20 protein-coding genes are annotated in these 26,254 nt (G+C 46.3%); 13 read left to right on the top strand and 7 right to left on the bottom strand.

Features of this window, described 5'->3' with window-relative positions:
* Positions 1-149: 149 nt before the first annotated feature.
* The 3 genes from metH to RIC07_RS30970 form a co-directional block, all read right to left on the bottom strand.
* Entirely contained in the window at positions 150-3,728 is a 3,579-nt protein-coding gene (gene metH / locus RIC07_RS30960; protein ID WP_446397869.1) for a methionine synthase, read from the bottom strand.
* 116 nt (positions 3,729-3,844) lie between these two features.
* Positions 3,845-3,976, bottom strand: coding sequence for a hypothetical protein (locus RIC07_RS30965; protein WP_446397870.1), 132 nt, complete (start codon positions 3,974-3,976; stop codon positions 3,845-3,847).
* A 930-nt stretch (positions 3,977-4,906) separates the two neighbouring features.
* Positions 4,907-5,290 carry a hypothetical protein gene (locus tag RIC07_RS30970; protein WP_446397871.1) on the bottom strand — a complete coding sequence of 128 codons (384 nt, stop codon included), beginning with the start codon at positions 5,288-5,290 and terminating at the stop codon, positions 4,907-4,909.
* 36 nt (positions 5,291-5,326) lie between these two features.
* Here RIC07_RS30970 and RIC07_RS30975 point away from each other — a divergent pair, with 36 nt between their 5' ends.
* Positions 5,327-6,154: an EI24 domain-containing protein gene (locus tag RIC07_RS30975; RefSeq protein ID WP_446397872.1), complete on the top strand. Its 828-nt coding sequence runs from the start codon at positions 5,327-5,329 to the stop codon at positions 6,152-6,154.
* 126 nt (positions 6,155-6,280) lie between these two features.
* Here the strand turns inward: RIC07_RS30975 and RIC07_RS30980 are convergent, their stop codons facing one another.
* Together RIC07_RS30980 and RIC07_RS30985 are read right to left on the bottom strand one after the other, a co-directional pair.
* The gene (locus RIC07_RS30980; protein ID WP_446346917.1) at positions 6,281-6,622 is read right to left on the bottom strand and encodes a DUF5615 family PIN-like protein; all 342 of its coding nucleotides are present in this window, start codon (positions 6,620-6,622) and stop codon (positions 6,281-6,283) included.
* Positions 6,619-6,852, bottom strand: coding sequence for a DUF433 domain-containing protein (locus RIC07_RS30985; protein WP_446346521.1), 234 nt, complete (start codon positions 6,850-6,852; stop codon positions 6,619-6,621). Before RIC07_RS30985 ends, RIC07_RS30980 begins: the two co-directional genes overlap by 4 nt.
* Positions 6,853-7,160: 308 nt before the next feature.
* Here RIC07_RS30985 and RIC07_RS30990 point away from each other — a divergent pair, with 308 nt between their 5' ends.
* Positions 7,161-7,403, top strand: a complete 243-nt coding sequence (locus tag RIC07_RS30990; RefSeq protein ID WP_446397873.1) for a hypothetical protein — start codon at positions 7,161-7,163, stop codon at positions 7,401-7,403.
* Entirely contained in the window at positions 7,384-7,845 is a 462-nt protein-coding gene (locus RIC07_RS30995) for a type II toxin-antitoxin system VapC family toxin (protein ID WP_446397874.1), read from the top strand. Before RIC07_RS30990 ends, RIC07_RS30995 begins: the two co-directional genes overlap by 20 nt.
* Positions 7,846-7,907: 62 nt before the next feature.
* On the opposite strand, the gene RIC07_RS31000 is transcribed toward RIC07_RS30995, so the two are convergent.
* Positions 7,908-8,792 carry a sulfotransferase family protein gene (locus tag RIC07_RS31000; RefSeq protein WP_446397875.1) on the bottom strand — a complete coding sequence of 295 codons (885 nt, stop codon included), beginning with the start codon at positions 8,790-8,792 and terminating at the stop codon, positions 7,908-7,910.
* 167 nt (positions 8,793-8,959) lie between these two features.
* On the opposite strand from RIC07_RS31000, the gene RIC07_RS31005 reads away from it, so the two are divergent.
* From RIC07_RS31005 to RIC07_RS31020, 4 genes are all read left to right on the top strand, one after another.
* On the top strand, positions 8,960-9,997 hold the full coding sequence (locus RIC07_RS31005; RefSeq protein WP_446397876.1) for an NADP(H)-dependent aldo-keto reductase: 1,038 nt from the start codon (positions 8,960-8,962) through the stop codon (positions 9,995-9,997).
* Between the two features lie 421 nt (positions 9,998-10,418).
* Positions 10,419-11,096 carry an urease accessory protein UreF gene (locus RIC07_RS31010; protein ID WP_446397877.1) on the top strand — a complete coding sequence of 226 codons (678 nt, stop codon included), beginning with the start codon at positions 10,419-10,421 and terminating at the stop codon, positions 11,094-11,096.
* Positions 11,097-11,173: 77 nt separating this feature from the next.
* Positions 11,174-11,419, top strand: coding sequence for a hypothetical protein (locus tag RIC07_RS31015; RefSeq protein WP_446353677.1), 246 nt, complete (start codon positions 11,174-11,176; stop codon positions 11,417-11,419).
* A gap of 2 nt (positions 11,420-11,421) precedes the next feature.
* Positions 11,422-11,583: a hypothetical protein gene (locus tag RIC07_RS31020; RefSeq protein WP_446397878.1), complete on the top strand. Its 162-nt coding sequence runs from the start codon at positions 11,422-11,424 to the stop codon at positions 11,581-11,583.
* Between the two features lie 757 nt (positions 11,584-12,340).
* On the opposite strand, the gene RIC07_RS31025 is transcribed toward RIC07_RS31020, so the two are convergent.
* A complete protein-coding gene (locus tag RIC07_RS31025) occupies positions 12,341-12,538 on the bottom strand; it encodes a hypothetical protein (RefSeq protein ID WP_446397879.1) in 198 nt (65 codons plus the stop codon).
* A gap of 228 nt (positions 12,539-12,766) precedes the next feature.
* Here RIC07_RS31025 and RIC07_RS31030 point away from each other — a divergent pair, with 228 nt between their 5' ends.
* The 6 genes from RIC07_RS31030 to RIC07_RS31055 all read left to right on the top strand — a co-directional run bounded on the left by RIC07_RS31030 (position 12,767) and on the right by RIC07_RS31055 (position 26,206).
* Positions 12,767-14,176, top strand: a complete 1,410-nt coding sequence (locus RIC07_RS31030) for a response regulator (protein ID WP_446397880.1) — start codon at positions 12,767-12,769, stop codon at positions 14,174-14,176.
* 418 nt (positions 14,177-14,594) lie between these two features.
* Positions 14,595-15,875: a response regulator gene (locus tag RIC07_RS31035; RefSeq protein ID WP_446397881.1), complete on the top strand. Its 1,281-nt coding sequence runs from the start codon at positions 14,595-14,597 to the stop codon at positions 15,873-15,875.
* Between the two features lie 68 nt (positions 15,876-15,943).
* Positions 15,944-16,309 carry a response regulator transcription factor gene (locus RIC07_RS31040; RefSeq protein WP_044209958.1) on the top strand — a complete coding sequence of 122 codons (366 nt, stop codon included), beginning with the start codon at positions 15,944-15,946 and terminating at the stop codon, positions 16,307-16,309.
* Positions 16,310-16,351: 42 nt separating this feature from the next.
* Entirely contained in the window at positions 16,352-16,888 is a 537-nt protein-coding gene (locus RIC07_RS31045) for a chemotaxis protein CheW (RefSeq protein WP_446397882.1), read from the top strand.
* Between the two features lie 189 nt (positions 16,889-17,077).
* On the top strand, positions 17,078-22,057 hold the full coding sequence (locus tag RIC07_RS31050; RefSeq protein ID WP_446397883.1) for a GAF domain-containing protein: 4,980 nt from the start codon (positions 17,078-17,080) through the stop codon (positions 22,055-22,057).
* A 780-nt stretch (positions 22,058-22,837) separates the two neighbouring features.
* On the top strand, positions 22,838-26,206 hold the full coding sequence (locus RIC07_RS31055; RefSeq protein WP_446397884.1) for a response regulator: 3,369 nt from the start codon (positions 22,838-22,840) through the stop codon (positions 26,204-26,206).
* Positions 26,207-26,254: the final 48 nt, after the last annotated feature.

Consider the following 26,254-nt stretch of genomic DNA (forward strand, 5'->3'; position numbering starts at 1 on the left):
CCCTACAATCTACAATTTTACTTAAAAACGGTGCGTTACGCTGTCGCTAACGCACCCTACAATCTACAATTTTACTTAAAAACGGTGCGTTACGCTGTCGCTAACGCACCCTACAATTAAGGTAGAATTAAGGTGGAATTAAGGTAGAATTAAGCGCTGAAATATTTGGCTACGGGATGATAGGTAACGATCGCGGTGGTTGATTGTTCGGGATACAGTTGTTCACTTTCATCCATGTACAGGTTGATGCGATCGCACTTCAGTAACTCCAGTTGCTTGTACTGATCCTGGATATTCGGACAAGCGGGATAGCCGAAGCTGTAGCGCGAACCTTGATACCGTTGCGCTAAGACATCCCGAATCGTGTCTGGTTCCTCCCCAGCCAAGCCTAATTCCCGGCGAATTCGGGCGTGTATCCATTCAGCTAAGGCTTCTGCCATTTGCACCGCTAACCCGTGATAGTAGAGATAATCGGTATATTGATCCGATTCAAATAGCTGTTTGGCGTATCGGGTAGCGACTTCCCCTACCGTTACCGCCTGCATCGGGAAAACATCGATAATTCCCGAATCTTTAGGCGCGAAGAAATCAGCGATACATAGACGCCGCCCCGATTTTTGTCGCGGAAATTTGAATGTGGCAATGGGTTCCCATTTCTCTGGATGTTTCTCACCCTCTTGATTCATCAACTCCGGATCGAATAGATGCAGAGAGTTTCCTTCCGATTGGCAAGGAAAATAGCCATAAATAATTTGCGAGTGCAACAAGTTTTCCGCCACAACCCGCTGTTTCCAGTCGTCGAGAATCGGATACACTGTCTCTTCCAGAAACTGATTATACTCCTCACGGGATTGGTCTTTCGGTTTGCGGAACTGCCATTGTCCAGCAATTAGCGCCTGCAAGTCTAGATACCAAAATACCTCATCGATGGGAATATCTTCCGGTTCCAGAATCCGAGTTCCCCAGAAGGGTGGAGTTGGGCGATTAATCTCTACGGTGATATGTTCAGAACGGCGGGTATCTTCTACCTCTGGAACCGATTGTTTCGCCGATGACTGCGGCTTCTCTTTCTTCTGATCAGATTTGCCGTTTTCTGAGGGCTGATTGCTGCCATTGGGACTCTCATCTACTTCATCTAAGAAGCCTTTTAAATCATCCCACTTTTCACCAGCTTTAGCGGGCATGAGTTTATCCATGAAGTGTAAGTCGGAAAACGCATCTTTGCCATACACGACTTTCCCTTGATAGGTATTCTGACAATCCTGATAGACGAACTTCGGCGTTAATGCTGCACCGCCTAAAATAACCGGAACCGTGATTCCCTTTTCGTTAAACGTCTCCAGGTTATCTTTCATAAATGCCGTGGATTTCACCAAGAGTCCACTCATGGCAATACAATCGGCATTATGTTCTTTGTACGCCTCGATGATATTGTCTACGGGTTGCTTAATTCCCAGATTCACCACCTTATAGCCATTATTGGTGAGGATGATATCCACCAGGTTTTTACCAATATCGTGAACATCCCCTTTCACCGTAGCAATTACCATGATTCCCTTGGCATTATTTTCCCCGTCTTCTTTTTCCATATACGGTTCTAAATACGCCACCGCTGCTTTCATGGTTTCGGCGGATTGCAAGACAAAGGGGAGTTGCATTTGTCCGGAACCGAAGAGTTCCCCGACGACTTTCATCCCATCTAAGAGGAAGGTATTGATAATCTCTAAGGGTTGATAGGTTTCTAAGGCTTTTTCTAGACTCTTATCCAAGCCAATCCGTTCCCCATCAATAATGTGGCGCTTGAGGCGTTCCTCAATCGGTAGATTCTCATCCACCGTGCGATCGCGCTTTGTGGTTTTGCCTTCAAATAGCTGAGTAATCTCCCCTAACGGATCATACGTGCAAATGTCGCCATCAAATTCCCGTTGATCATAAATCAGTTTCCGGCAAATCTCTTGATGATCGGGTTCAATTTTGGCTACGGGTAAAATCTTACTGGCGCTAACAATCGCTGCATCTAACCCCACCGCCATCGCTTCATGGAGGAACATGGAGTTTAATACCACCCTAGCAGCGGGATTGAGTCCAAAGGAGATATTAGAAACACCGAGAATAATATGACATCCGGGTAATTCTTCCCGCATCCGGCGGATGGATTCAATTGTCGCTTTCCCGTTGCTTCTGTCTTCTTCAATCCCCGTCGAAATCGGTAACGCTAGGGGGTCAAAAAAGATTTCATGGGCGGGAATCCCATAGTCTATAGCTTGATGATACGCCCGTTGCGCGATCGCGAATTTTCGATCAGCGGTTCGCGCCATCCCCTCTTCGTCAATCGTACCGACAATCACACCCGCGCCATACTGTTTCGCTAAGTCTAAGACTTTTAGGAACCGTTCCTCCCCATCTTCGTAGTTGGTGGAATTGAGGATACATTTCCCTCCGGCGACTTTTAACCCCGCCTCCATCTTTTGCCATTCCGTGGAATCCAAAACTAGGGGTAAGGTAACATTGGTGACTAAACGGGAGACCAATTCATGCATATCATGTTCGCCATCCCGTCCCACATAGTCCACATTCACATCCAGAACATGGGCACCTTCGCGTACCTGCGCCCTAGCTAAGGCGACTAATCCATCCCAGTCTTCCTCATTTAATAAAGTACGGCATTTTTTCGAGCCACTGGCATTTAACCGTTCGCCGACAATTAGGAAGGAGTTATCTTGTTCGTAGGGTTGGGTGGAATAAATCGAAGCAGCGGCGGGTTCGTATTCGGGATGACGTTCTTTCGGCGTCAGGGTTTGGGCAATTTCGGCTAATTGTTGAATATGTTCCGGGCGAGTACCGCAACAGCCGCCAATTACCTGGACGCCCAAATCTTCAATAAAATGCATTAACGCCATCCGCAGTTCCATCGGCGTTAACTTATAATGGGCTTTCCCCCCCACATTTTCCGGTAACCCCGCATTGGGGATACACGACACCACAAACGGCGAATGCTGGGACAAATACTTGATATGATCCTTCATGCGATCGGGTCCCGTGGCGCAATTCAGACCAAGAATATCAATGGGATAGCGTTCCAAAATCGCCAGGGCTGCACCAATTTCGGTTCCCACCAGCATCGTCCCCTGAACTTCCACGGTTACCGATACCATAATCGGGCGGCGTTCCCCTTTTTTACGAAACACCTCTTCCACCCCATTCAGTGCAGCTTTAATTTGCAGCACATCCTGACAGGTTTCGATAATGATTAAATCGACACCGCCATCGTAGAGTCCTTCAGCTTGTTCAGCAAAGGCGGCTTGGATTGTGTCAAAATCAATATGCCCCAATGTGGGGAGTTTGGTTGTCGGTCCGATGGAACCCGCGACAAATCGGGGTTTTTCGGGTGTGGAGAATTCGGCTGCAACCTTTTTAGCGAGTTCGGCTGCGGCTTTATTCAGGGAATAGGCTTGGTCGGCTAAATCATATTCTGCCAGAACAATCGACGCCCCCCCAAACGTATCCGTCTCAATCACATCCGCCCCGGCTTCCAGGAAACGACGATGCACTGTCGCCACGGCTTCGGGTTTGGTGTGAACCAGATACTCATTACATCCTTCATATTTCGCCCCACCAAAGTCTTCAGCGGTGAGGTTTTGGGTTTGCAGGTTGGTTCCCATCGCGCCATCGAAGACGAGAACCGGGCGTTGGGGACTATGAAGGCGAGTTAGGAAGGCACTGTTCATAACTGTCTTGGCAATCTGGATATAGATATTAGTGTAGGTGCAATGTCTGCCACACACAACCTGGGGTGAGGGGGCGCGATCGCACGATTAGACCTCATTCCTACTCTACCTTGCCTCTACAGACTAAAAGCTCGTGAACATCTGCCAGCATCTGCAACTGTGACAACATTTAGATTAGCATTCCGCAAAGCTTTGACCAACGCCGCGTTAATGGTGTCTTCATCCAGATAGAAACCAATCTGACTCATGATCGCCTTCGAGCTAAATAGTCTGCTTCGAGGCGATCGCATTCTTGATTATAAGCAGCAAATTCCACATCGAGCAATTCTTTATTGGCGTAGACACCCGCCCGGAGTTCAAACTCCGGGCTAAAAGCTCAAGTCCACTAAAGTGGACTAAAACTTTTAATCCGAATGGTACTAACTTAAAGCTGATATATAGTGCCTAACCTAGGGTATAGCAAGATTCCGGCGATTCCAAAAGGCTTAAGTCAGTGCCATTATTCTTGCTTGGTCTAGTCAGCTTTAGCTGACTTTCGCTTGGGTTCCTTGGGTTTAAACCCAAGGCTAACTTGTTGAGCTAGGGGCTAAGGTTCCCCTACTACAAACCCAATCTATTCCATCATTTTAGCTGTGTCACGCCATTACTGCTCTGGGAAAGAGGGCGGATGAGGAGGGCAATAAGATGGAGGATAAGGCAGAATGAACAGATAAGCGAAATTCTCCTCTTTCAGCTCATTCAAATTGCAATATGTGGGCAGCAGGTCATTGGGACGGGGTTGGTTTGGGATTTACCACCGACGTGCGCCAGATTCAATCGTAAAATTTATCCCACAATTTTAGCTAGATCCATCCAGTAATTTTGTGATTGGTGGGTTACGGCGGATATCAAATTAAAGGGTAACAATTAAAATGGTATAACCGCCTAACCCACCCTACTGGCGTGGCACACCTTATTTGGTGGATTAGAATTGGTTCGTAGTGAGGGCTTCAGCCCTCTCCAGCTAGGCGTTATAGCACTCTTCGTGCTTACTACAAACAAAGCCCTATTTTAGCTGTGCCACGCCACTACTGGTGATTTTTTTTGAGGAGTTTAGGTTGGGTTTGTTAGCGCTCGTGTCGCGTTTCCAAAGGTAGCGTCACACATTCTGTCGTCAAACGTTAGACATCGGCAAATTATCACACCGCTGCAAACTCAGCAAATACTTGCTCAATCACCTTTTGCGCCTTAATATCCAGAGAATGCCAATCTACTTCACCGTCTTCATCAATTAGGCTAGTATCAATCTCAACCTCCTGGCTTTCTACTTCAGAATGAACCGGGGCGTACTCCTGAAAACAGACTTGAAAGCATAACTCCCACAAGTTAATACAGGTTGAATGATCAGGCTTTTCTAAACATACCGCATGACCCGGTATCGGTGTCTGCACATCCTTATACGTGGCTTTCCAGGTGGTTGGTTCAAGCTGCTGGCGAATATGATCAACGATACGGATTAACGCGGGTTGCATTAATAGCCCTGCTTGTTCCCACGCCTGGGTTGTTTTAAATTTGGGTTTCATTCTGAACGTCAAGAGGGAGGAATTCAGCAAACAACGATGTTAAGACTACTGAGTGGATTTGGTTTCGTGACGGGAGCCACTTACCCGTTGCGCGTGTTGGCAGTTTTCCGGCGCACTCCACGTCTGTGGGGATACATGATTACTCCAATTTTGGTGAATGTGTTCATCGGTATTGCTCTGTACGCCGGATTACTGGTGTTTGGGTGGCAACAGATTGACAGTGTTACGCTTAGTTTATCGCAATGGTTGAATAATGCGATCGCGAGTCTTCCCCCCTGGCTGAGTTTCCTGGGCGTGTTCGCGACGGGGATCAATTGGTTGCTGGATGTAGTCTTGGTAATTGGCTTACTGCTGATTACGGGATTTTTGCTCGTTCAGTTTGGCGTTTTACTGGGTGCGCCGTGGTATGGTCAACTCTCGGAACAGTTAGAAGAAATCCGCACGGGTCAAATTCATACGGTAGAGGTGGGCTTTATCCAGGATATTTGGCGGGCGATTTTATTTGAGTTGAAGAAGCTGGTATTGGGAATCAGCGTCGGTGTCTTGTTACTAATGTTGAATATTCTCCCAGGGCTTGGCACCTTAGCCGCCGCAATTGGCGGGATTATCTTAACCGCAACGGTAACTTGTCTGGACTTTCTGGACGCGCCCTTAGAACGTCGCCGTTTACGGTTTCGCTACAAGTTAGGGATTGTGTTTAAGAGTTTACCTGCTAGTGCGGGGTTTAGTTTAGTCTGTATGGCGTTAATTACGATACCCTTGGTGAATCTGGTTACCATTCCTTTATGTGTCGCATCCGGGACGTTGTTTTTTTGCGATCGCGTATTACCTAAGTTACCGCAATCTTTGACGTTCGATCATTAGTCTAAAGCGTAATTATGACTCGGCTGCGTTTACGAGGTTTTATTGCACGGAAGGGGGATAATTCAAAGCCTCTCTCCTTGCAGGAGAGAGGTTTGGAGAGAGGTTTATTGGCTCATTGATTAGACGTTAAGGACGGTTGCTGATTTCTACAATCATTTCTCCTTGACGCAACCGTTCTAAGGCATTGGGCAAGGTAGCACTTAGTAGTTGTTTCAGATTACGGTTTGTGACGTTACCACAGGTTAGCCACAGAATTGTAGGGGGAGAACCCAATCGACATACTAAGTCAATGAAATCACTATCTTTAGTCATAATCACAGCATTTTCGGCTCGTGCGGCTTCAAAAATTTCGATGTCTTGAACATCTCGCAGTCCCAAATCCCGCAATGCAGACGCTTCTAAACCAAAGATGTCTATCAGCCATTGCGCCAGTGCTGGAGGTAATTGAGCATCAATCCAAATTTTCATGCCGTCAGCCTGGGAAAATCAGTGCGCCGTGCGGCGAAAAGTAGGCAAGCTTGAATGTCTGCCAGTTCTAAATCCGGGAAGTCTTCTAATATCTCAGTAAAACTAACATTCTCAGCTAACATTTCCAAAATATCAGTGACTCGAATTCGCATACCTCGAATACAGGGACGACCGCCACACTGACCAGAGGTTTGGGTAATACGATTTAATAAACCAGTCGTTGAATTCATAAGGTTATCGCTGCAAGTATTGACTTCAGTGTAACGAAAAATCAGTCGTTTCTAGTGTTGAATTTCGATTCAGTGACTCGAATTCACATCCCTATAGCTTTTGGCGATCGCGTGTTACCTAGATTACCGCAATCTTTAAGGTTCGATCATTAGTCTAAAGCGCAATTATGACTAGGCTGCGTTTACGAGATCTTATTGCACCGAAGGGGGAGAATTCAAAGCATCCCCCCTCCCAAGGGGGGATGGAGAGAGGTTTGGTCTGATTTATGAGTAAAATGTACAATAAGGCGATAGATAGGAGAAATAAAATGAGAACCCTTGAAACAACAGCCAACGTCACATCAGATGGTAAAATCACTCTACAACTCCCCCCTGATATTCCAGCCGGAGAGTATCAGGTTGTGTTGGTACTTGATCAGACCATTGTTCCAGAAGCATCAGAAACTCCTAAGAAACGCCCGCCTTTAAATTTTCCTGTGGATAGTTACGGTTCTTGGTCTCCTAATCTTTCCCTAAGACGTGAGGATATGTATGATGAATGGGGTCGATAATGCGGTATTTCTCGATACCAATGTTCTGGTGTACGCTAATGTTGAAGAATCTCTATTTCACCAATCGGCACTAGAAGCCATTCAAACTCGTTATGAAGCCGGAATCGATTTATGGATTAGCCGACAAGTTTTGCGAGAATATTTGACAACTCTCACCCGCCCTCAAGCTTTTGTCAATCCTCGACCTGTAGAAATTGTGATTGCACGAGTGCGATTTTTTCAAGACCACTTTCGTGTCGCTGAAGACAACGCACAAGTGATAGAACGGCTGTTAAGGTTGATGGAGGAAATTCCTATAGGTGGTCGGCAAGTCCATGATGCCAATATTGTGGCGACAATGCTGGTTTATGGAATTGATCAGCTATTGACCCATAATGTTGCTGATTTCAACCGCTTTTCAGGATTGATCACTGTATTGCCATTAGTTCGAGATGAAGGGTAGTTTTGTCGGTTGGGTTCCCTTATCTCAACCATTAACTTGAATTGTGTCTGACTATTTAGAAATCAGTGACTGCTCAATAAATGGGCTTTGTCAACCTTTAAGCTATCCTCAATATAGCCCAGTTTTTGTAATTCCTGACCTGCGATTTCATGAAACTGCTGCACCTCTGATTCCGTTAACTCTTTTTTCCAGCGCCCTTGACTAAACTTATCAATGGATTTGGATAGTTTTTGAAATTCTTGGCGAGTATCTTGAGTGATGGTGTTCTGGGAATAGTATTGAGGCTCGATCTGTCTGGCATCATACTCTTCCCCAAGAAAATTCATGATTTGTCTAATCACCTGTTCCGGATTATTGGTTAAGTCTTCATACTTAACGTCAAAAATATTGTCATTTTCTCCCTGGTTTAGTCTCGCGTTTACACATTTTTTCCAGTAGGACGCATAGCGGACGATACTCTTTCCTTGGGGAACATTTTGGTGATGGCGTGCGGAACAATAGCCGTCTCGACCATCGCGGAACATATTGATAAACTTGGCGTTGGGAAAGTGCTTTAATAAAAACTTCAGCCTCAAAACATGCTGGGGAGTTTTTTCAATAAAACGCTGACCTCCTGTTTGGTGAGTGATCTGTTGAGTGAAGTTATCGTAAAATTGTACAATATCTGGGGACTGCTTAATTAAATCTGCTATGTCTGTAGTGGTAAATCCTTCATAAGTAAACCCATAAATATCCCGGTACATAAATAAGCCTGTTTCATACCCAAAACTACTCAAATTAGGATGAGCGCCTAAAATCAATTTTATCAGGGTTGTGCCACTGCGAGGCGCACCAAACACGAAAATATGGGGTTCCTGAGAAATCGTCTTCGGTAGGCGCAGAAAAATATTTTTAGGAATAGCTTGGGGATGCTTTAAAAAAGAGCGAAGGGCTGTAATAAGAGGCATAGAGCTAACCTTTGACTATTTTTATTCGATCTGATAATAATAAAATATTAATCGATGATAATTAAGATTTAACCTAGACTCAAAAAAAATTAATAATTCCTTGAGTTGAATAGTGTCTTAACATTTTGTATTAATATAGAAGGATGACAATTATTTAATAATCAGGTATGGAGTACAAACAACTAGGGGAAAGCGACCTACGGGTTTCAGAAATCTGCTTGGGAACCATGACCTATGGTCAGCAGAACACTATAGACGATGCGAGAGAGCAACTGGACTACGCGATTTCCCAAGGGGTGAACTTTATTGACACCGCAGAAATGTATCCTGTACCGGGACGGGCGGAAACGCAGGGGAAGACAGAAGAGTATATTGGCGAGTGGTTAGTTAAGCAACAGCGCGATCAGCTAATTGTGGCGACCAAAATTGCGGGTCCCACATCTCGGATGAGTTGGATTCGGGGAGAAAATCACCGAATTGACCGCCCCAATATCGAGCAGGCACTAGAAGATAGCCTGAAGCGCCTGCGTACTGATTATATTGACCTATACCAAATCCATTGGCCCGATCGCTATGTTCCCTTGTTTGGCGCACCTGATTATGATCCCAAGCATGAACGGGACACCGTACCTATAGCTGAACAACTGGAGGTATTCGCTGACTTCATCAAAGCTGGGAAAATTCGCTATTTGGGGTTGAGTAATGAAACCCCTTGGGGTGTGTGTGAGTTTTGCCATGTTGCCCAGCAGCTAGGATTACCGAAAGTGGTATCGATTCAAAATGCCTACAGCTTGGTTAATCGCATCTTTGATATTCACTTGGCGGAAGCCTGTCGATTTAATCAGGTTGGGTTACTCGCCTATAGTCCCTTAGCCTTTGGCTTGCTGACGGGTAAATATCTCAACGGTATCCCAGAAAAGTCACGGCTAGCCCTATTTCAAGGATTTGGGGGGCGGTATGAGAAATTCAATCTCACTGAAGCGGTGAAGGAATATGTGAACATTGCCCATAAGCATAACCTGACACCCGCCCAGTTAGCCTTGGCATTTGTGCGATCGCGTTGGTTTGTTACCAGTACGATTATCGGTGCAACCACGATGGAACAACTCAAGGAAAATCTGAGTGCAGCTGAGGTGACATTGGATCAGGATATCTTGGCAGAAATTAATGCCGTTCACGCCCGGTATCCGAATCCTACACCCTGATGGTGTGGAGGAGCAGGGGAAGCTGGGGGAGCGGGGGAAGCTGGGGGAGATGGGGGAGATGGGGGAGCTGGGGGAGCTGGGGAAGCGGGGGAAGCTGGGGAAGCTGGGGGAGCTGGGGGAGCTGGGGGAGCGGGGGGAGCTGGGGAAGCGGGGGAAGCTGGGGAAGCGGGGGGAGCTGGGGGAGCCAATGTAGAGACGTGCCATGGCACGTCTGGGAGCTGGGGGAGCTGGGGAAGCTGGGGACAGTCATGGTAGAAACGTACCATGGTGTATCTGTGTGTAGGGGCGGGTTTAGGGACTAATATTGATGGTTTTCCTTAGCTTGGCTGCAAAACCCGCCCTGACCAAATGACGAATGACGTAGCTTGCTTCTCGCGATAGCGAGTATGACGAATGACAAATGACAAATGACAAATGACAAATGACAAACAATCACCTTTTACATTTGTTGCAACTAGCGAGTCCAGGCTTACCTGTCGGTGCTTACAGCTATTCAGAAGGATTAGAAATACTTGTAGAAAAAGAGATAATTAATAACCCACAACAATTGAAAGCGTGGATTGACCAAGAATTGAGATATGGAGCGATTCGCTTAGAAGCCGCTATGATGATACGCGCCTATCAGAGTCTCCAGGCTGAAGATTTAGAGGCATTGAAATATTGGAATGCTTGGGCGAGTGCGGCGAAGGAAACCTCGGAGTTGCGATCGCAAAGTTGGCAAATGGGTAATTCCCTGATCCGCTTACTGGTGGAGTTAGAACCGGAACTTCAATCTGTGGCGGGGATAGTGGGAACTCCCTGTAATTATGCGATCGCCTTTGGTATTGCAGGCGCGTACTGGCAAATTAACCTCATGGATGCTTTATTGGGCTATTTACACAGTTGGGCATCTAATCTAATTAATACAGGTGTGAAATTGATTCCTCTGGGTCAAACCGCCGGACAACAACTGCTGCTGGAACTTGCTCCTCAGCTATCGGGTGCTAGCCAAGGCATTTTAGCCCTAGAAGATGATGAACAGTTACACAGTTGCACTTGGGGATTAGCGCTCTCTAGCATGGCTCACGAAACCCAGTATACGCGATTATTTCGCAGTTAACGGTATTTTGTACTGGTGTCAGTTGTCTATCGGATATTTCTATGCTACCTTAAAAGTTTTTCAAATTTGAGGAAGCTATGAGTCAACGAACCCAAATCAATCTTCGCATAGACAACGAATTACTCCAAGCGCTACGCGAAAAATGTGCCGCTGAAGGCTGCACGCAGACAGAGTTTATTACCAATGCGATCAAATCGTCATTAGGTATCCCGATTACCCAAGCCAATCTGATTGAGATCGATGAACGAATTGCCGCCCACATTCAACCCATTCGAGAAGAGTTAGATCAGTTGAGGGCAGCGTTGGGGGAATTCGCAGCCTGAGGGTGAACAATGGAACTCTCAGGCAACAGGTTCCACCAGTATCTAACTTAGAGGCAATTCGCGATCGCATTCTCGGCAACTTGAATCTCGGTAGAAATGCACTCGCCTACAAAGCTGCCCAGAAAGTCCTCGATGAGTTTATTGGCGAATTGTACAGAAAATAAGTGATCACCAAAAGCGGCAACTGGTATAGTTCCTTTGTTCATGGTTGATCAACCTTGAACAATCAACGATGAACCATTTAGCTTTCTTGGTGCTTCGCGAGTATCATGTCTCTTGCGTCTGGTAATATCCCACGTTTTTTAGCGTGGGATATATTTTTTTTATTCTTTTTGCTTTTATATAATTACGCTATACACTTGCTATATATTCAGCCAGAACCTGATAATCAAAAATACTTAATATCTAGGAAGAAAGATTAATCATGTCAGGGAAATTACGGATGGATCGGGTAATAACTCTCCCCATACCTAAGCCAAATGGCTTAGGGAAATCCCCCTAAAATTCGGGCTAACTTAGGCGCTGAAACGCCTATGGTTAAGAGGTTAATAGCTTGCCTTCCTGCAATAGAGCTATACGCAGTAAACTTACGCCATTATGCTGAGGCAATTAGCAGCACGATAAGCCGACAATAAGAAGATGTAATGACTTAAACCAGAAAAGGTGAACAAAGCTTTACAAAAACTTTATGCTCACTTTACTGAATTGCTAGTGACATCCTCTACCATAAAGACAGAGTAAGTCTGAATGAGTTGTGAAATAGCAATCCTTGCTGGGCAAACTTTCCAGCCTCATCTGTTAAAAATCAATTATTAAGACTGGTGATAGTGCGTGTAAGCAACTTTCTCGAAACGTCTACGTAGAATTACCCAAGATACAACAAAACCTGGACTATCCTACAGCAGTGCATCTCCACAACGCCTAAGTGAGGGGCTGGCTCACCTCCATCGGTGACAGCGAAAACTTATCTAATCTGGGTAATTTACCAAATTCTGTAATATTAACGGCAAGCGCTGGATTTAAATGCCAACCCAACGAATCCAGTTGTTTATGCTGCTCTCCAAACAAGACTGTATGGAATTGTCCCAGTTGATTATTCCAGTCTGATGGTATTAGCACGACTAAGTAGGTTGGTGGAAATAAACTTAACTAGATTAAGTTATGTAAACAAGCATCAAACCCTTACTGTTCCCTGTTCCCTGTTCCCTGTTCCCTAATCTCCACCGCTAACTTTAATTGTGTCCACCTACTTAAGTGCAGTCTGTTCCCCTGTTCCCAACTTGGCTAGTTGCTTTCATCATCCCTAATCACTTTCATGCTGTATTCCCAGAAGTTCAAGCTAAAATTATGACCAATCAATTCGAGCGAGCCATTGGATACTCACAAAACTGGACTGAATTTATTAGCACTGGTGCTTTTCCCTTCACCCCTTGTTCAATTATCAATCCTGAAAATCTGGCGACCCAACTTTTCTCCTGCGCCAGTGAGAAATTTACAGGGTGCTTAGATATTGAAGCCCATCCACACCAACACTGGAGTTTATATTTTTGCCAAGGTTTAATCTGTGGTGGAAGTGGCATACATCCCCGTCGCAGTTGGTTGCGCCAGCTTTATCGCTACTGTCCCCAACTTATTGATACGACTGTCAATTCTTCCCAACCGTTCCCTAGTCACAATTACGATACCTTAGCGGAATTAGTAACCCAGGGAAAAATTCGGTCAGAGCAAATGACAGAAGTTGTCGAAAGCTATATTTTAGAAATTTTTTTTGATCTGATTCAACACCTGGAACAGATATCTGCTTCCTCCAACTGGCAACTTAATTATAGTCAAATCCCTCAAGCTCAGATGGAGTCTACCTTAGTCACCCTAGATGTTGATGAAATGTGGCGGCAAGCGGTAAAACTTTGGCGAAGTTGGCAAAGCGCCGATTTAACCGACATTTCTCCTAATTTAGCGCCTAAGGCATTAAACCCTAAGCAATTGCAACAACAGTTTTCCCAGATGCTCTACAATAACCTCAGTGGTTTGGGAGGTATGAATCAGACGTTTAAAGCGTTGCAAGAGGAAACCTCTGACGTTACATCTGATAACCTGATAGCTTCGATGGATGGCAATCAAACATTACGGGATTTAGCTGTTCATTTGAATCGGAATCTTGTACTCCTAACTCAGCCCATCATGCCCTATATTCGTCAAGGGTTAGTTGAATTGATTGAGGTTGAGGATGTGAGTTTCAGTGCTGTATCACTGACAAAGCCAGACTTTTCATCTCCCGAAACCCCAGCCACTCCAAGAGAATCGAAATCGGCGAATCCCTTAATTGCCTGTATCGAGGATAGCTCAGTTGATCTGCTACTGATGAATCATATTCTCACTCAAACAGGCTATCAATTTATCAATATTGAGGATCAGGAAAAAGCATTATCGATATTGATAGAACACAAACCCGACCTGATTTTCTTAGATTTAGTTATGCCCATTGCGAATGGGTATGAAATCTGCTCCCAAATTCGTCGGGTTTCCTTTTTCAAATCCACCCCAGTGATTATTGTGACGGGTAAGGATGGGATTATTGACCGGACACGGGCAAAAATTGTCGGTGCGTCAGATTTTATCACCAAACCCATTAATAAAGATAAAATGCTCCAAGCGTTACACACTTATCTCCCCAAGCCCCCGGTTAACCAGTTTCAGGATACATCAATGTTTGGAGATTGGTACGCTCAACCACCGATGCAATACTCTCCAATGTAGTGTAGTGTTGAATACTCACACTTTGGTGGAGACAAAGCAGATGGCAGATGGTAGATGGCAGAAGTGTATTACTGGTACGGAATCATTTCAGCCCTTACATCTGTCCTAAGCTTTATGACAACAGTTATCTACTAAAAAATAGTTGTATTCTTCTCTATTTTTCATTTATTGTAGGAAAACATGTAATTCATATTAAATGTTTTATTCCCGATTATTGACATAATCACCTTTTTATGAGCTACAATTAAGCTGGTTATATCTGTAGTTTATCATGGAATATTTTATCGGCGAAAAATAGTTAACATTGTAGCTCTCAAAAAAGAACGTTTTTAAATCTTAATGGTAAAAAAAACAGTCATATTTATATCGATATGACTGACGATAGTATCTGATTTAGCGAGATAAATAATAAATAAAAATGCTTGCTCCTTTATCTGTTCGATCAACTCATTGGACTATAACCAAACATGATGTCGTTTTTACCACAGAAGAACTACTAAAACGGATTCAAAATTGTGCTAGTCAACAATTTACAGGTCAGTTAGATTTCAACATAACCAATCCCCAACAACAGCAGTGGCAGCTATTCTTTAGTGTCGGCAGTTTGATTGGTTGTCACAGTAAGGTACATCCCGTGCGTCGTTGGTTTCGTCAGCTATCATTGCACTGCCCTTCACTGGCTGTTAATGCTATAACGCCAGCAGGAGAACCGATTCAATATCAAGATTATGAGTCATTAGCCACACAAGCGAAACAAGGACAAATCCCCCTAGGACAAATGGCAGCACTTGTTCAAGGTCATACCAGCGAAGTTCTTTTTGATATTATCCAAGCAGGGGAACAACAAAACTATCATTCTGGAATGTATCTAAGCTACCGAGTCATTCCTCAAGATTCTATCGATTTAGGCTGGGTTGTGGTTCGGACGGAGCGCGTTTGGCAGCAAGTTTTTCAGGATTGGCAAGCTTGGCAACAAGCGGGTTTAGCTGACATTTCACCGAATCTCGCCCCTAAAATTTTGCAGGCAGATCAGTTGCGCCAGCAGACATCACCCTCTGCTTATCGTAATCTAACAGCGTTTGCGGACGGGAAACAAACGCTTCGGGATTTAGCGGTTAAGTTAAAACAAAGTCCTCTGCCCCTAACTCACTCAATTGCCCCTTATATTCATAAAAAATTAATTGGATTAGTTGAAGTTGAGGACTTGAAGGTTTCTATTTTACCTCGTAAAATTGTTGAGGATAAATCTCCTGAAAATGGCAAAATTACATCACGGAATCCTTCTCGCTTGTCATCCTCCTCTAAATCATCAAATGCGGTAATTGCTTACATTGATGATAGTCGGCTTGACACTCAAATGATGGGTTATATTTTAGAGGAAGCGGGTTATAAGTTTGTCTCAATCCAGGATTCAGTGCAAGCCCTAGTTAAGCTTTTAGAAAATAAGCCGGATCTGATATTCCTGGATTTGGTGATGCCTGTCGCTAATGGTTATGAAATTTGTTCTCAAATTCGCCGTGTTTCGGTTTTTCAGGATATTCCCGTGATTATTCTGACCGGAAATGATGGCATTGTAGACCGGGTGCGTGCCAAAATGGTCGGGGCTTCGGGTTTTTTGCCAAAGCCGATTACTCAACAAAAGGTGTTGAGTACTTTGCAGAAGTATTTACCGACCAAATCTGTACCGATGAGTAATTAAATAGTGTTCAGTATTTATGACTGAACCAAAAACTGCAAAGGTTGTGTATCGCAAACATTGGATTAACTATGACAACTGTTCTTTTAGTGGAAGATAGTGTAACAGAAACCCAGGTACTGACTCGTTATTTAAGACAAGCCGGATTTAACGTAGTGAGTGTAACAAGTGGAGAGGAAGCCCATATAAAACTTCAAGCTAAAAAACCTGATTTAGTGATTCTTGATGTTATTTTACCGGGTCAAAGTGGTTTTGAACTTTGCCGCGAGATTAAAACAAACATCGACACCAAGAAAATTCCTGTGGTGATGTGTTCAACAAAAGGCACGGATGCTGATAAGTTATGGGGGTCAATGCTAGGTGCTGATGCCTATATTTCTAAACCAGTCGATCAACAGGAATTAATGAAAATCATTAATAAATTTACACTGGTTTAGCTGATTGCTGTTCCCTGTTCCCTGTTCCCTGTTCCCTAAAAAATGACAAATTCACTTGACTCAATCCTCTTAACCACGAGTCTTGATTCACTCAACCTTAAACCTTCACCCCCAGAAACACAGCGGCGGTTACTTCGCTTTCCTATGAGTCACCAAGATAGTGCCCTATTGCCCTTGGAACAAATTGGGGAAGTGCTACGGGTCAATGTAAGAGACATTCTGCCTGTTCCGGAAATGCCTGGTTGTGTTTTAGGGATCTGCAACTGGCGTGGCGATATGCTTTGGCTAGTTGATCTGAGCCAGTTGCTGGGCTATTTATCATTAGACCAACAAGGGCAATTGGCTGATGTTTTGGTGGTGTTAGTGGTACAGGTGAATGAGCAATCAATCGGACTTGTTGTTTCTCAAGTTAATGACATCGAATACCACAATTTGCAACATTTGCAGCCTGCTGTTCCGGGTGTATTTCCGCCTAAACTTTTGCCGTTTATTCTGGGTTCCTTCCCTGAAGATCAGGGCATTGTACTGAATATTCACGCCATTAGCCATTATCCCCTTTGGCAAATGCATCGTGAGTGAAGAAAATGCTAGGGGCTAATTGAAAATTTAGCCAGGGCGGGTTTAGTTCAATTAGGGGTTTTCTCCTAAATCTTATGGGTAAAACCCGCCCCTACACATTCACAGGCTATGCCCTCTTTCTGAAGTGGAGGGTCAACATTTTTTCCGATCGCAGATCGCGGACATATTAGGACTAGACACATCGAAATTATGCAAGAACTCGAACAATCGAAGCAAGTACTCAACCCTGATGCGGAGAACGATTCCGCTCATAAAATTAGTAATGGCGATCGCGTGACAGATGAGTCTCAGCCTGAGATGGGTGTCAATATCGAAACCTATTTTCAGGAACAACGCCAGTGGCTGTTAGCGGTTGCTCAACGGATGCGTCGTGCGTCTACGATTGAAAGCGTTGATACGCTGCTAGAAACCACTGTGGCAGAAGTGCGGGAGCATTTCCAGGTTGATCGGGTTCTGATTTATCAATTTAAGACGGAAACCGAGGGCGTGGTTCGCGCTGAATCTATGGTTGCGGGGTATACTCCCTGTTTGGGTGAATCCTTACCCGCGTTAACCTTTGGCGCGAATAGTCAAATCGAGTATCAGCAGCAACAGGTTGTCACCCTGAGTCATCTGTATCAAGGCGTAACCAGTCCCTATCAACTGCAACTGCTGAAACGGTTTCAAGTTAAAGCCAGCTTGAGTTTACCGATTCTGTTTAGTAAACAAGTCTGGGGGTTACTGATTGTTCAGCAATGTTCCGGAACCCGCACCTTCCAAGACTCCGAAATTAATCTGCTGTATCAGGTGACAACGGAACTGGCGCTTAACCTGCAACCGGGGGAACTGTTTAGTCAACTCCGCAGCCAAAACAAAAATACCAAAGTTGTCGGTCAAGTCGCGGCGAAAATTCTCAAGAACATCTTGCGATCGCTGAATATTCCCCAAGTCTTTAGCAGCGCCACCCGGGAAATCCGTCAGCAACTGGAGTGCGATCGCGTGGCGGTGTATCGGTTTAATCAAGATTGGAGTGGTGAGTTTATCGCTGAATCCGTTGCTCCTGGCTGGGTTCCCCTAGTGGGTCCGGATATTCAAACAGTTTGGGAGGATACCTATCTCCAAGAAACCCGAGGCGGGCGTTATCGTAACGAAGAAACCAATGGCGTGAATGACATTTACGCCGCTGGTTTGACTGACTGTCATATCGATCTGTTGGAACAATTTGAGGCAAAAGCCTACGCGATCGCGCCCATTTTCGAGGGAGACAAACTCTGGGGATTACTCGCCGCCTTCCAAAACTCCGGTCCGCGTCAATGGGACGCTTCAGAGCTTAACATACTGGCATTAGTCGGGCGTCAGTTTGGTGTCGCCCTCCAGCAAGCCGAATATTTGGACAGTTTACAAGCCCGCACCGGACAATTAGCAAAAGCGGCGGAACGGGAACGCACCATCGCCCGGGTGATCGAGAAAATTCGTCAAACTACAGACTTGGAGACGATTTTCCAAACCACTACCAAAGAAGTGCGTAAACTGCTCAATATTGAGCGCGTCACCATCTATAAATTCCGCGACGATTATTTCGGTGATTTTGTCAGTGAATCCCAAAGCGGAGGATTTTCTCCAATTGTGGGCAGTGGTTGGGAAGATCCCTATCTCAACGACCATCGAGGCGGACGGTTCCTCGACAATGAAGCCTTGGTTGTGGATGATATTTACACCGCCAATCTCACCGATTGCCACGTCGAGGCGTTAGAAAACTATGGCGTTAAATCCTGCGCCGTTGTCTCGATTTTCCAAGGGCAAAAACTGTGGGGATTACTCAGTGCCTTTCAAAACACCAGTACCCGTCATTGGGAAGAAGGCGAAGTCCAATTACTCAAACAAATTGCCAACCAACTCGGTGTCGCCTTACAACAAGCCGAATATGTGCATCAGATTCAACTGCAATCTGAACAGCAGGCGAAAGAGGCGGAACGCGAACGGGCGTTAGCCAAAGTCGTGGATAAGATTCGTCAACCCTTCGACATTGACAAGATGTTTGAAACCACTACTCAGGAGGTGCGGCGACTGCTGAATGCGGAACGGGTAACGATTTATAAGTTCCGGGATGACTATTTCGGCGACTTTATCTGTGAATCCGAGTCGGGCGGATTTCCCAAGTTAGTTGGGAGTGGTTGGGAAGATCCCTATCTCAACGAACACCACGGAGGATGTTTCCGAGACAATGAACCCTTCGTTGTGGATGATATTTACCATGCGGATCTCACTGATTGTCATATCGAGGCTCTAGAATACTATCAAGTCAAATCCTGTGCGGTGGTGTCTATCTTCCAAGACGACAAACTTTGGGGATTACTCAGTGCCTTTCAAAACACCAGTACACGCCACTGGGAAGACGGTGAAGTGCGACTGCTCAAACAAGTGGCATCTCAACTGGGGGTGGCGCTGCAACAAGCCGATTATTTGCAGCAATTGCAAGCCAAATCGGAGCAACTGCTGAAAACCGCCGACTTGGAACGAGTCACGGCTCAAATTATCAGCAAAATTAGCCAGTCTCAAGATCTGGATCAGATTTTCCAGACGGCTTGTGGGGAACTACAAACCTTTTTGGGGGCTGATCGCGTGGGGATTTATCGCTTTGATCCCGAATCGGGGTTTGATCAGGGAGAAATGGTGTCTGAACGAGTGGTGGCAGGTTTTCCCTCTGCCCTGTCGATCACAGTTGACGACCATTGTTTTGGTGAGAAACATGCGGAAAATTATCGTAAGGGACGGGTTTGGGCAGTTGCCGATATCTATCACGCCAATTTAGCGCCCTGTTATATTGATACCCTCTCCAAATTTCAGGTGCGCGGGAATTTAGTCGCCCCCGTTATGCAAGGGATCGAATTGTGGGGATTACTCTGTATTCACCAGTGCAGTGGTCCACGCAAGTGGAGAAACCAAGAGGTGGAATTTGTCAAGCAGGTGGCGTATCAATTGTCCATCGCCCTGAAACAATCCCAGTACCTGCACCAGTTACAAGACCAATCCACGCAGCTAGCGACGATTGCCCAAACTCAGGAAACCGTATCCAGTGTTCTGACTAAGTTGAGCTATGGCGAGGATATCGCCACCATCTACAATACATCCACTCGTGAACTGCGGAAACTACTCAAGTGCGATCGCACGGCGGTTTATCAGTTTGAACCAGACTGGAGTGGCGTGTTTGTGGCGGAGTCGGTGGCGACGGGATGGACACCCTTAGTCGGTCCGGATATCCGCACTGTTTGGGAAGATAGCTATTTACAGGAAACTCAAGGGGGACGTTATCGGAATCGGGAAAGCTTTGCCGTGGATGATATCCATACCGTGGGTCACTCCGATTGTCACGTTGAAATTTTAGAACAGTTTGAGGTCAAAGCTTACGCCCTCGCCCCGATTTTCGTCGCCGATGAGTTATGGGGAATCCTCTGTGCGTATCAAAATACTGGACCTCGGCACTGGACGAGTACCGAAATCACCGCATTGACCCAAGTCGCTCAAGGCGTAGGAACGGCATTACAACGCCTCTACTACCTGGAGAAGGTGCAACAGCAGTCGGATCAATTCGCCCAGTTAGCGAAACGGGAAAGTAACTTTATCAACCTGCTGTATAAAACCGGACAACGGATTGCCGAGCGCTTGCAGAAAGGAACCTTGAACCCAGAGGTTCTGTTGCAGGCGACGAGTCAGGAACTGCGACTCCTGCTGAATACGGATCGGGTGGCGGTTTATCGCTTTAATTCTGATTGGAGTGGGGAATTGGTGCTTGAAGATGTGGGGGGTTCCTACGTCAAGGTTGTCGGTACCCAACTGGCAAAGGTGAGTGATCCGGTGTTGCAACAAAGTGAGGGTGGTGTGTATCGCCAAAATCAGACTACGGCGGTGAATGACATTAGCCAAGCCACGGAGTTGACGTTTAACCGGGAGATGTTGCAGCAGTGGGGAGCGCAGGCTTACATCATCGCCCCCCTATTCCAAGGGGAACAACTTTGGGGATTGCTGGGGGTGTATCAAAATAATGAACCGCGTACCTGGGAAGAGGGCGAGGTCAAACTCTTGGCGCAGATGGCAACTCAGTTAGGGATTGCTCTCCAGCAAGCGCAATCCTTGGAACAGGTTCAGGAACAGTCCCAACAATTGAGGGAGGCGGCGCAACGGGAGAAAGCGGCGAAGGAAGAATTACAACAGGGGGTAATTCAACTGCTAATGGCAGTACGTCCGGCGTTACAAGGGGATCTGACGGTACGAGCGCCAATTACCGAAGATGAAGTGGGAACGGTGGCGGATGCCTATAACAATACCCTGCAAAGTCTGCGGGCGATTGTCCAACAGGTGCAGCAATCCTCGCGCCAAGTGGCACAAACCTCCCAAGCCAGTGAAACCGCGATTTCGGGATTAGCCCAACAAGCCCAACGCCAGTTCCAGGCGCTGGAACAAACCCTGGAACAGATTCAGATGATGGTGAATTCTACCGAAGCGGTGGGGGCTAGCGCTCAACAGGTGGAAGAAGCGGTGCAACAGGCGAACAAAACGGTTCAAGCTGGGGATGAGGCGATGAACCGCACGGTGGATGGGATTATGGATATCCGGGAAACCGTGGCGGAAACCAGTAAGCGGCTGAAGCGTTTGAGTGAATCGACGCAGAAGGTGTCGCGAGTGGTGAATTTGATTAGTAACTTTACCACCCAAACCCAGTTGTTGGCGTTGAACGCCTCCATTGAAGCCACCCGCGCGGGTGAGTATGGACGAGGATTCGTCGTGGTTGCGGATGAAGTCCGTTCTCTGGCGCGTCAATCGGCGGAAGCGACGACGGAGATTGCCCAATTGGTGCAGGAAATCCAGATGGGTACGGCTGAGGTGTCATCGGTTATGGAAACGGGGATTCAGCAGGTGGCATCGGGTACAAACCAGGTGAACGAAGCGCGGGAGTATTTGTATGCGATCGTGGAAGCTACGAGTCAGATTAGTCAGGTGGTAGCGGGAATTACTCAAGCGACTCAAGTTCAGAGTCAGGAGTTACAGTCGGTTACCCGAACCATGACTCAGGTGGCGACGATTGCTAATCAAACGGCGGAAAATTCGATGGAGATGTCTTCATCGTTCCAAGGTTTGTTGACGATGGCGCAAAATCTGCAAATGAGTGCGGATCAGTTCAAGGTTGAATAGTCTGTCATTGGTCATTGGTCATTGGTCATTGGTCATTTGTCTTATGTCATTGGTCATTGGTCATTGATGCTGTAGGGGCGGGTTTCACAACTATCGTTTTTTCTCTCACCCAGATGTGAGTAAACCCGCCCCTAAACCCAACCATTTAGTCAGGGCTGGCTGACGGGGTGATAAGCTAGCTGAAGTGTTGAGCCATCCTGCTTTTAGCCCATTTCTTCTTGTCACAGATAGGGTCAAAAATAGGAGTTTGTTTCTGGGGGACCAGCCCCCCAGACCCCCCGATGGGGGACGAGCGCCTCCCCCATACCCCCCGCGCAACGCTTCGCTTGACTATATCTCATCGGGTGGTCTTCATCTGTCAATAAGGATTTATCTTTGGAGATACTAATGTCGCTCAAAACCTGATTTTAAAAGGTTTTAGACGCATTGTCACTCCTTCAGGGTTATCGGTAAAACCATCCGTGTCAACTTAAGCCACAACCATTGCTACTTCTGGCTTACAGCCATTAAAGGCAGACATAGCCTCGCTCCGAGGCATTTCCTTATCGAACTTGGCAGGCGAAAGTATCTCTACTTCAAGAGCTTCCCCTGCTCCCCCTGCTTCCCCTGCTTCCCCTGCTCCCCCTGCTTCCCCTGCTTCCCCTGCTTCCCCTGCTCCCCCTGCTCCCCCTGCTCCCTCTGCTTCCCCTGCTTCCTCTGCTTCCCCTGCTTTTAGCGCTTAAGTTGACACCAATGCGGTAAAACCCGCCCCTACATCCCTCGCAATCCAACAGTTTTCCCATGAATGATCCAAATATCCGTGAACAAAGTTACCAATATTTCCTGGAAGAAGCGCCAGAACTTATGGGTATTATCGAACAAGAATTACTCGATTTACGGGTTAATTTTAGTGTTAATAAAGTCCACCATTTAATGCGAACCACTCACACCCTAAAAGGTGCGGCGGCGAGTGTGGAGTTGGACACGATTAAAACGGTGGCTCACTCGTTGGAGGATATTTTTAAAACTCTGTTTAATCCCGATGTCGTGATTGATGCGGAGGTGGAGGCGTTACTGTTTGAAGGCTATGAATGTCTGCGCTTACCCCTGACGGCGGAAGTGATGGGGGGAAAGATTAATGAGGCGGAAGTTCTCGATCGCACGGCGGCGGTGTTTGCTAAGTTGCAGGAAAAGCTGGGTGATTGTTTTGATCAACAAGCGAATATTCCGAGTTCGTTGGAGTTGGGATTTGATGTCACTCAATCCATTTTTGAGGTGGGGGTGAGTCAGCGGTTAGATCAAATTACTGAGGCTTTGGCGAGTAATGATCCGTCTGTGATGGCGGACACCTTGCGATCGCAGGCGGAGGTGTTGCTGGGTGTGGCGGAATCGATGAATTTACCGGGATTTGCGGCGATTGCCAGTAGTGCGATCGCGGCGTTGGAGAATTATCCGGATCAGGCGGAAATGATTACTCAGATCGCCCTAGCTGATTTGCAAGCGGGACAAAAGGCGGTGTTGAATGGCGATCGCACTCAAGGGGGTCAACCCTCTCAATCCCTGCAAGAATTGGCGGGGATGCTGGATGCTATTCCCGATCATGCGCCGCTGGAAGCCGCACCACAGCAGGTGTGGGAAGGGGATCTGAGTGATCCAGAGGTTAGTGCAGATTTTGCGACGTCTGATACAAATGCAGCGGATTCAGCTTACCCCGATGAGGAGTTTTCGCAACGTCCGATCACTGATTCGGCAGATTTTCAACTGGATGCGACGGATTTGACGCCTTTACTGGATATCGATGTCAATGAGTATGAGGATTATAGTGTATCTGAACCGGAGACAGAAGGGGTTGAGGAACCCGATTCGGCTGATTTATTGGATAGTGTTTGGGGAAATATCTCGGTTTCCGAATCAACAACGGAGGAGGATGTTCAGGTAGAATCTGAATCGGAATCCGAAGAAGTGTTTCCCGTCTTCAAGACTCCAGCCAATAATTTTCAGGACTCAATCCCAGAATCTGTACCGACTCCTCCAGTAGAGGCGGAAGAACCGTTAATGGATTATGTTTTACCTTCGCCACGGGTACAACAAGAATCTGTTCCGGAAACGCAGCCGCAAACGGTGCGGGTGAATATTGATCATTTAGAACATTTGAATTATGCTGTAGGGGAACTCTTAACCTACCAAAATCGCCAATCCCTCCAGGATGAGCAATTGCAATCAGCGGTTCGTTTGGTATTAAGTCGGCTGCAACAGCATCAACAACTCTTGGATGAGTTGCAAGATTGGCATGACCGTCAATTGCATCGATCGCAACAAAAACGGATGAGTCTCCGGGGAAAAAGGCGTCGAGACTGGATCAACGAAAACCCGTCATTAGCTTGGCAAAATCCCCAGACGACAATCCCGAATCAATTTGACTCGTTAGAACTGGATAGTTATAACGAACCGCAGCTTTTAATCCAGTCGTTGATGGATGATACCGCCCAACTCACGGAAGCAACGGAGTCAATTGAAGTTTTTGCCAGTCAATTTAATCAAACGTTTGACAAACAACGGCGACTGCTAACCAGTATCCGTGACACATTGATGGAGGCGCGACTGTTACCATTGGGAACCTTATTTAGACGGTTTCCGCGAGTGCTACAACAGTTAGAAGTCACCCACAATAAATCTGTGGAACTCTACATGGATGGGACAGAGGTATTAGTGGATAAAGTGGTGGTGCAGAAACTCTATGACCCCTTACTGCATCTGATCCGAAATGCCTTTGATCATGGGATTGAGTCGCCAGAGGTTCGCCAAGAATCCGGCAAAACCCGTCAGGGTACTATTGCCATTGATGCCTATCACCAGAATCGATATTTAGTGATTGAAGTTCGCGATGATGGGCAAGGGTTAAACTTTGAGAAGATTCGCCAACGGGCGGTGGAACAGCGCTTAATTGACGCGGAAAAAGCCAGACAGTTGTCACCTGCTGAACTCGCGGAGTTTCTGTTTGAACCCGGCTTTTCCACGGCTTCCGGGTTAAGTGATTTATCCGGGCGGGGAATTGGCATGGATGTGGTGCGTTCTCAGGTGGAATCCCTGCAAGGATCAGTGACAGTATATTCTCAACCGTATTATGGAACAACCTTTCGGCTACAAATCCCCCTAAATCTGACCATCGCCAAGCTACTGTTGATGGAGGCGGGAGGTCAAACTTATGCTTTACTCTCAGATGCGATCGAACAAATCATTATCCCGCCACCGGAACGACTGCGCTGCTGGGATGAGGGGAAAGTGCTGCGATGGGGTACTGGCAAGGATGAGCAACTGATCCCGATTTTTTCGTTGGCAGATGTGTTAGATTACCATATTCCTCAACGGAAAGCCTTAGTTTTTCCCGACCAACGCCCCTTAGTTAAACAAACTCCGAAAATGTCGGTGATTTTAATCCGGTGTCAGAATCGGCTATTAGGCTTGGAAGTCAACCAGCTTGTCGGGGAACAGGAATTAGTGATTCGTCCCCTCGGATCGATGATTGCACCTCCAGCTTACGTGTATGGTGGTTGTATTCTGGCAGATGGTGGGTTAGCCCTGGTGCTAGATGGAACCACATTAATGCAGTCGATTGCTGATCAGCAGACGGCAAAATCCCCGCCAGAGTTTACCTCTGATTTTCAATCCTCAATGGTGGCTTTAACGGGTTCCACCTCCGTTGCATCCGATCGCAACCAGCGACAATTATCTCCCTCCCGCCCAGCCGCGTTACCTGCTGCACCTGAACCGCCACCCCCTACGCCAACCCCCAGGCGATCGCCCCAACTGGTGCTGATTGTCGATGATTCGATTACCGTGCGCCAAAGCTTAACCTTTACCTTACAAAAGGCAGGCTATCAGATTCTCCAGGCAAAGGATGGGTATGAAGCCCTTGAACAACTGCAAAATTATGGGGAAATTCAGTTAGTTATTTGTGACATTGAAATGCCGCGCATGAACGGGTTTGAGTTTCTCAAATACCGCCAACAGGAGCCAGTATTAGCGAATATTCCTGTTGTTATTTTAACCTCTCGCAGTAGCGAAAAGCATCGTTTGATTGCCACTGAGTTAGGGGCAAATGATTATATCACTAAGCCATTTCTCGAACCTCAGTTGTTAGAGAAAGTACAGCAATTCATCAATACTTAGATGGTTAGAACGTTCTGATCAATTTTTGCCTATAGAGAGATAAACGTG

Origin of the sequence: Coleofasciculus sp. E1-EBD-02 (assembly GCF_040218245.1) — a bacterium.
Lineage (GTDB): Bacteria > Cyanobacteriota > Cyanobacteriia > Cyanobacteriales > Coleofasciculaceae > Coleofasciculus.

Excerpts from the sequence above, each read along its gene's own strand:
- RIC07_RS31000 (WP_446397875.1), bottom strand. The coding sequence starts at position 8,792 with ATGCCTCTTATTACAGCCCTTCGCTCTTTTTTAAAGCATCCCCAAGCT.
- RIC07_RS31035 (WP_446397881.1), top strand. The coding sequence starts at position 14,595 with ATGCTTGCTCCTTTATCTGTTCGATCAACTCATTGGACTATAACCAAA.
- RIC07_RS30975 (WP_446397872.1), top strand. The coding sequence starts at position 5,327 with ATGTTAAGACTACTGAGTGGATTTGGTTTCGTGACGGGAGCCACTTAC.
- RIC07_RS30995 (WP_446397874.1), top strand. The coding sequence starts at position 7,384 with ATGATGAATGGGGTCGATAATGCGGTATTTCTCGATACCAATGTTCTG.
- RIC07_RS31040 (WP_044209958.1), top strand. The coding sequence starts at position 15,944 with ATGACAACTGTTCTTTTAGTGGAAGATAGTGTAACAGAAACCCAGGTA.
- RIC07_RS31030 (WP_446397880.1), top strand. The coding sequence starts at position 12,767 with ATGACCAATCAATTCGAGCGAGCCATTGGATACTCACAAAACTGGACT.
- RIC07_RS30965 (WP_446397870.1), bottom strand. The coding sequence starts at position 3,976 with ATGAGTCAGATTGGTTTCTATCTGGATGAAGACACCATTAACGCGGCG.
- RIC07_RS31010 (WP_446397877.1), top strand. The coding sequence starts at position 10,419 with ATGACAAACAATCACCTTTTACATTTGTTGCAACTAGCGAGTCCAGGC.
- RIC07_RS31045 (WP_446397882.1), top strand. The coding sequence starts at position 16,352 with ATGACAAATTCACTTGACTCAATCCTCTTAACCACGAGTCTTGATTCA.
- RIC07_RS30980 (WP_446346917.1), bottom strand. The coding sequence starts at position 6,622 with ATGAAAATTTGGATTGATGCTCAATTACCTCCAGCACTGGCGCAATGG.
- RIC07_RS31050 (WP_446397883.1), top strand. The coding sequence starts at position 17,078 with ATGCAAGAACTCGAACAATCGAAGCAAGTACTCAACCCTGATGCGGAG.
- RIC07_RS30985 (WP_446346521.1), bottom strand. The coding sequence starts at position 6,852 with ATGAATTCAACGACTGGTTTATTAAATCGTATTACCCAAACCTCTGGT.
- RIC07_RS30990 (WP_446397873.1), top strand. The coding sequence starts at position 7,161 with ATGAGAACCCTTGAAACAACAGCCAACGTCACATCAGATGGTAAAATC.
- RIC07_RS31055 (WP_446397884.1), top strand. The coding sequence starts at position 22,838 with ATGAATGATCCAAATATCCGTGAACAAAGTTACCAATATTTCCTGGAA.
- RIC07_RS31015 (WP_446353677.1), top strand. The coding sequence starts at position 11,174 with ATGAGTCAACGAACCCAAATCAATCTTCGCATAGACAACGAATTACTC.
- RIC07_RS31005 (WP_446397876.1), top strand. The coding sequence starts at position 8,960 with ATGGAGTACAAACAACTAGGGGAAAGCGACCTACGGGTTTCAGAAATC.
- metH (WP_446397869.1), bottom strand. The coding sequence starts at position 3,728 with ATGAACAGTGCCTTCCTAACTCGCCTTCATAGTCCCCAACGCCCGGTT.
- RIC07_RS30970 (WP_446397871.1), bottom strand. The coding sequence starts at position 5,290 with ATGAAACCCAAATTTAAAACAACCCAGGCGTGGGAACAAGCAGGGCTA.